Origin of the sequence: Hydrogenophaga sp. (genome assembly GCF_028698005.1) — a bacterium.
GTDB lineage: Bacteria > Pseudomonadota > Gammaproteobacteria > Burkholderiales > Burkholderiaceae_C > Hydrogenophaga.
Genome location: NZ_JAQVEJ010000176.1, coordinates 1 through 5721 on the forward strand (window position 1 = coordinate 1; position 5721 = coordinate 5721).

A 5721-nucleotide genomic window follows, 5' to 3' on the forward strand; every position below is an offset into this window, starting at 1 on the left:
ATGAACAAACACCCTCCAAGGTCTTGTCTGGCCGGGGCGATGGTGATCGCCCGGCTGGCTGTCCGGCTGCCGGTGAGGACAGCGTACTGACGGACACCCGATCCGCACGGGCCGGGCGATGCGGCCCAGGGCGGATGGACTACTCCCCTTGACGGGAAGGCCCGATTCTGGGGGCCGGCGCGGCGGCCGGCAAGATGAGAGTTCTTCAGGTTTTTCCTGAAGATCTTGGCGGTCTAGGGCAGATTCTCGCGGAAGATGATCTGCCCGCGCACGGCGTCCACCCCGGTCAGGGCGTCGCGCCCGTCGCGCAGGTTGGAGAAGATGCGCACGCAGGTCATCATCGCGCCCTGGGGGTTCTGGCTGATGACCGCGTCCATGGTGCCCTCGATCAGCAGCGCGCGCGTGTCGGGCGAGAGACCGTGGCCGATGAACACCACCTTCTGGTCGCGGCCGGCCTCCTTGAGCGCGCGGCCCACGCCATCGGAGGCGCCGCCGATGTTGTAGATGCCGGCCAGGTCGGGGAATTGTTCCAGCAGCGTGCGCGTGAGCGCGTAGTTGCGCTCGGCGTCGTCGTGGCCCTCGCGCAGGCCCACCACCTCGATGTGCGGGAACGATTCCTTGAACAGGTACAGAAAGCCCATCTCGCGCTCTTCGTGGGCGCGGTAGCTCAGGCTGCCGGCGATCATGGCCACCTGCGCGGGCCGCTCGCCGATGAAGCGCGCGATCAGGTAGGCCGCGGTGCGGCCGGCGGAACGGTTGTCCAGCCCGACGTAGGCCGCGCGCCGGGTGTTGGAGATGTCGGAGATCAGCGTCACCGTGGGCACGCCACGCTCGGCCAGCGCGTCCACCGCGTCGCGCACCAGCGGGTGCTCCAGCGCCATGAAGGCGATGCCGTCGGCGCGCGCGCCGTGGCGCAGCAGCGCCCGGGCCAGCGCCTCGGGGTTGAAGCCCTCGATCCACTCGACCCGGCAGCGCACGTTGTAGGGCGCCCAGTGCGCCTCGGAATAGCCGATGGTGTCGCCCAGCATGCGCAGGAAGCGGTTGCTGCCGGCCGGCAGCAGGAACACCAGTTGCATCGGCGCGGGCTGCAGCGCGGCGCGCACGTCGGCGTCGGGCAGGTACTGCAGGCGCTCGGCCGCCTGCAGCACCCGCTCGACCGTGGCGCGCCGCACGCCGGGCCGGCGGTTGAGCACGCGGTCCACCGTGGCCGTGGAAACCCCGGCCAGGTGGGCGATATCGGGAATGCGGGCAGGCTTGGACACTCGAAAATCCATCAAAAAACATCAATCATGAAACTAGCCTTTGATGGCTGGCAACGGTATTATTCCCTGCAATTTGATGGATGTATACATCAAATTTGATCAAACAATAACCGTGCACCACCCTTCGGGAAAAGCGCACCAGGAGACCGCCATGACCGTCCACACCCGCCGCCCGCACGCCCCGCCCCTGCCGCGCCAGCACGGCTGAACGGGACACCGGCGTGGACTACACGTTCGACTTCGCCAGCGTGGTGGCGGCCTGGCCCCAGTTCCTGGAGGGCGCCTGGCTGACCATCCAGCTGTCGTTCCCGGCCACGGTGATCGGCTTCGTCATGGGCACGCTGTGCGCCATCGGCCGGCGCAGCGCGGTGCGCTGGCTCTCGAAGCTGTGCGGCGCCTATGTGGAGGTGGTCCGCAACACGCCGCTGCTGGTGCAGGTGTTCCTGGTGTTCTTCGGCCTGTCCAGCCTGGGCTGGAAGGTGCCGGCCTTCACAGCGGCGCTGGTGGCTCTGGTCATCAACGTGGCGGCCTATTCGTGCGAGATCATGCGCGCCGGCATGGACGCCATCCACAAGGGCCAGCTCGAGGCGGCCGAGTGTCTAGGGCTGACGCGCCGACAGGTGTACTGGCACGTGATCCTGCGCCCGGCGATGGAAAAGGTCTACCCGGCGCTGACCAGCCAGTTCGTGCTGCTGATGCTGGCCACCTCCATCACCTCGCAGATCTCGGTGGAAGAGCTGACGGCCACCGCCGCGCGCGTGCAGTCCGAGACCTTCCGCCCGTTCGAGGCCTACATCCTGGTGGCCGTGGCCTACCTGGCGCTGTCGCTGTTGATGCGCGCCGGCCTGTGGCTGTTCGGCCTGGCCGTCTTCACCCGCCGGCGCAGGCTCGGCACCGGAGTGGCCCGATGAGCGCGGCCGTCCCATTTTTCCCGGAGGTGCCCCGTGGTTGACGGCGGCCTGAACCTGCACCACCTGCAGTTCCTGGCGGTGGGCGCGCTGTGGACGGTCTGCCTGTCGCTGATCGCCTTCGTCGGCGGCGGCATCGCGGGCGGCGCCATCGCGCTGTGCCGCATCAGCCCGCTCAAGCCGCTGCGCTGGCTCACCATCGCCTGGATCCAGATCATCCAGGGCACGCCGCTGCTGGTGGTGCTGTTCGTGTGCTACTTCGGCCTGTCGATCATGGGCCTGGAGCTGCCCGGCCTGGTAGCCGCGAGCATCGCGATGATCATCTACGTCAGCGCCTACCTGGGCGAGATCTGGCGCGGCTGCATCGAGGCGGTGCCGCGCACCCAATGGGAGGCGGCCGAGTGCCTGGCGCTCTCGCGCTGGCAGCGCATGCGCCTGGTGGTGCTGCCGCAGGCCCTGCGCATCGCCACCCCGCCCACAGTGGGCTTCATGGTGCAGATCGTCAAGAACACCTCGCTGGCCTCCATCGTCGGCTTCGTCGAGCTGGTGCGCGCCGGCCAGCTCATCAACAACTCCACCTTCCAGCCCTTCCTGGTCTACCTGATCATCGCGGCCGTTTATTTCGCGATGTGCTACCCGCTGTCGGTCTGGAGCCGGCGCCTCGAACAACGCCTGCATTTCGGCCAGCGTGCCGCCGCGCCATGACACAAGCCCCCGCCACGAACCCGGTCGTCGTCGAACTCAAGGACGTGCACAAGCGCTTCGGCGCCAACCACGTGCTCAAGGGGGTGTCGTTCGCCATTCCCAAGGGCCAGGTGGTGGCCATCATCGGCAAGAGCGGCTCGGGCAAGAGCACCGCGCTGCGCTGCATCGACCGGCTGGAGATCATCGACAGCGGCACCATCGAGGTGTGCGGCCACGCGGTGCACGACCCGGCCATCGACCTGCGCCGCCTGCGCCAGGACGTGGGCATCGTGTTCCAGAGCTACAACCTGTTCCCGCACCTGACGGTGGAGCAGAACATCACGCTGGCGCCCAGGGCGGTCAAGGGCCTGTCGGGCGCGGACGCGCTCGCCATCGCCGAGCGCACGCTCAGGCAGGTGGGCCTGGCCGACAAGGCGCAGGCCTACCCCGAACAGCTCTCGGGCGGCCAGCAGCAGCGCGTGGCGATCGCGCGTTCGCTGGCCATGGAGCCGCAGGTGATGCTGTTCGACGAGGTGACCTCGGCGCTGGACCCCCAGCTCACCGGCGAGGTGCTGCGCGTGATCGAGCAACTGGCCCAGGGTGGCATGACCATGGTGCTGGTGACGCACGAGATGGAGTTCGCCGCGCGCGTGGCCGACACCATCATCTACATGCACGAAGGCAAGGTCTGGGAAACCGGCCCTGGCCAGATGCTGCGCGAGCCGCAGACCCCCGAGCTGCGCGACTTCCTTTCCCACGGGCTCTGAGCCTTTCCTTTCCTCTTCCCCTTCCACATCCACATCCGGAGACACACCATGAGCATTCCCCGCATCCTGCGCCGCACCGTGCTGGCCGCCGCCGCCGGCGCCCTGTGCCTGCCCGCCATGGCCGATCTGGCCGACATCAAGGCCGCAGGCAAGATCCGCATCGGCATCGACCTGAGCGCGCCCTTCTACGGCTACGTGGACGACAAGGTGCAGCCCGCCGGCTCCGACGTGGACGCGGCCAAGCTGCTGGCGCAAGACCTGGGCGTGCAACTGGAGATCGTGAACACCACCAACTCGGCCCGCATCCCGAACCTGCTGTCGAACAAGGCCGACCTGATCATCTCCTCGCTGTCGATCACGCCCGAGCGCCAGAAGGCGGTGGACTTCTCCATCCCCTACGGCGCCATCCAGGCCGCCGTGGGCGCGCCCAAGAGCCTGGCCATCAAGGGCATCGACGACCTCGCCGGCAAGACCGTGGCGGTGACGCGCGGCGGCCCGCAGGACAAGATCCTCACCGAGCGCGCGCCGCAGGCCAAGGTAGTGCGCTTCGACGACGAGGCCGCCTCCATCACCGCCGCCGCCAGCGGCCAGACCGACATCGTGGCGATCACGCCGCCCATCATCGCCGCCATCGCCAAGCGCGCGCCGGCACGCGAGTTCGAGGTCAAGTTCGTCCTCCAGTCCTACCAGCTCGGCGTGGCCATGCGCAAGAACCAGCCCGAGCTGATGAACTGGGTCAACGGCTGGATCAAGACCAACCTGCACAACGGCAAGCTGGGCGACATCCACCTCAAGCACGCCGGCGTGCCGATCCCCAAGGACATCATCGACGGCGCCAATTGAGCCGCAGGAAGGAAACCGCATGAGCCGCCACTTCGGAGAAATCCGCCAGCTCGGCTATGTCGTGCACGACATCGAGGCCGCCATGGACTACTGGAGCCGCACGCTGGGCGTGGGGCCCTGGTACTACAACCCGCGTGTGCCGATCGTGAACTACGAGTACGACGGCCAGCGCTACGAGCCGCACAACTCGGTGGCCCTGGCCAACTCGGGCTTCGTGCAGGTGGAGCTGATCCAGACGCGCAACGACGTGCCCTCGATGTACCGCGACTTCCTGCAGGCCGGCCGCACCGGTCTGCAGCACGTGGCCTACTGGACGAGCGACTACGACGCCGACCTGGCGCGCCTGCTGGCGCAGGGCTTCAAGCCCAGGATGCAGGGCGAGGTGGGCGAAAAGGGCCGCTTCATCTACTTCGACACCGAGTACCACCCGGGCACGGTGATCGAGCTGTCGGAGGTGGCCGGCCCCAAGGGCCGCATGTTCGACCTGATCCGCGAGTCCTCGCGAACCTGGGACGGCGTGACCGACCCGGTGCGCCCCTTCCCCGACCTGAGCACGCTCTGACCGACACCCTCGCCCCATGACGACGCCCGCCAACCGCCTGCAGGCCACCTACCTGATCGAAACCCCGCTCGACCCCGCCCAGGTGGCCGAGGTCATGGCGGGCGAACAATCCTGCGGCACCTTCACCCGCGTGCAGGGCGAGACCGACGAGCTGCGCGAGCGCGCCCGCGCCACCGTCGAGCACATCGAAGAACTGCCTGCGGCCAGCGCGCCCAGCCTGCCCAACGCCTGGCTCGAACGCCAAGGCCGTGGCGGTCCGTGGCGCCGTGCCCGCGTGCGGCTGAGCTTTCCCACCGCCAACATCGGCGCCAACCTGCCCACGCTGGCGGCCACCGTCAGCGGCAACCTGTACGACCTGGGCGAGGTCACCGGGCTGCGGCTCGAAGCGCTGCAACTGCCGGCCCGCTACCGCGCCCGCTTCGAGCGGCCCGCGCAGGGCATCGCCGGCACCCGCGCGCGCACCGGCGTGGCCCATGGCGCGCTGGTGGGCACCATCATCAAGCCCAACGTCGGCTTCTCGGCGCAGCAGACCGCCGAGCTGGTGGCGCAGCTGTGCGCGGCCGGGGTGGACTTCATCAAGGACGACGAGGTCTGCGCCGACCCCGAACACGCCCCGCTGGCGCTGCGCGTGCCCGCCGTGATGGCCGCAGTGCACGCCCACCAGGAGCGCACCGGCAAGCACGTGATGGTGGCCT

7 protein-coding genes are annotated in these 5721 nt (G+C 68.6%); 6 read left to right on the plus strand and 1 reads right to left on the minus strand.

Annotated features, from left to right (window positions below; all coding sequences use genetic code 11):
• Positions 1-233 precede the first annotated feature (233 nt).
• Entirely contained in the window at positions 234-1262 is a 1029-nt protein-coding gene (locus PHQ87_RS13890; protein ID WP_300235528.1) for a LacI family DNA-binding transcriptional regulator, read from the minus strand.
• Between the two features lie 221 nt (positions 1263-1483).
• Here PHQ87_RS13890 and PHQ87_RS13895 point away from each other — a divergent pair, with 221 nt between their 5' ends.
• The 6 genes from PHQ87_RS13895 to PHQ87_RS13920 all read left to right on the plus strand — a co-directional run.
• Positions 1484-2173: an amino acid ABC transporter permease gene (locus tag PHQ87_RS13895; protein ID WP_300235530.1), complete on the plus strand. Its 690-nt coding sequence runs from the start codon at positions 1484-1486 to the stop codon at positions 2171-2173.
• A 33-nt stretch (positions 2174-2206) separates the two neighbouring features.
• Entirely contained in the window at positions 2207-2875 is a 669-nt protein-coding gene (locus tag PHQ87_RS13900) for an amino acid ABC transporter permease (RefSeq protein WP_300235532.1), read from the plus strand.
• Positions 2872-3621 (plus strand): amino acid ABC transporter ATP-binding protein, encoded by a 750-nt coding sequence (locus tag PHQ87_RS13905; RefSeq protein WP_300235534.1) that lies wholly within the window; start codon positions 2872-2874, stop codon positions 3619-3621. Before PHQ87_RS13900 ends, PHQ87_RS13905 begins: the two co-directional genes overlap by 4 nt.
• Before the next feature lie 48 nt (positions 3622-3669).
• The gene (locus PHQ87_RS13910) at positions 3670-4464 is read left to right on the plus strand and encodes a transporter substrate-binding domain-containing protein (RefSeq protein WP_300235536.1); all 795 of its coding nucleotides are present in this window, start codon (positions 3670-3672) and stop codon (positions 4462-4464) included.
• Positions 4465-4483: 19 nt separating this feature from the next.
• Positions 4484-5026 carry a VOC family protein gene (locus tag PHQ87_RS13915; protein WP_300235538.1) on the plus strand — a complete coding sequence of 181 codons (543 nt, stop codon included), beginning with the start codon at positions 4484-4486 and terminating at the stop codon, positions 5024-5026.
• A gap of 16 nt (positions 5027-5042) precedes the next feature.
• Positions 5043-5721, plus strand: a 679-nt coding sequence (locus PHQ87_RS13920) for a RuBisCO large subunit C-terminal-like domain-containing protein (protein WP_300235540.1), incomplete at its 3' end; no start/stop codon positions are given.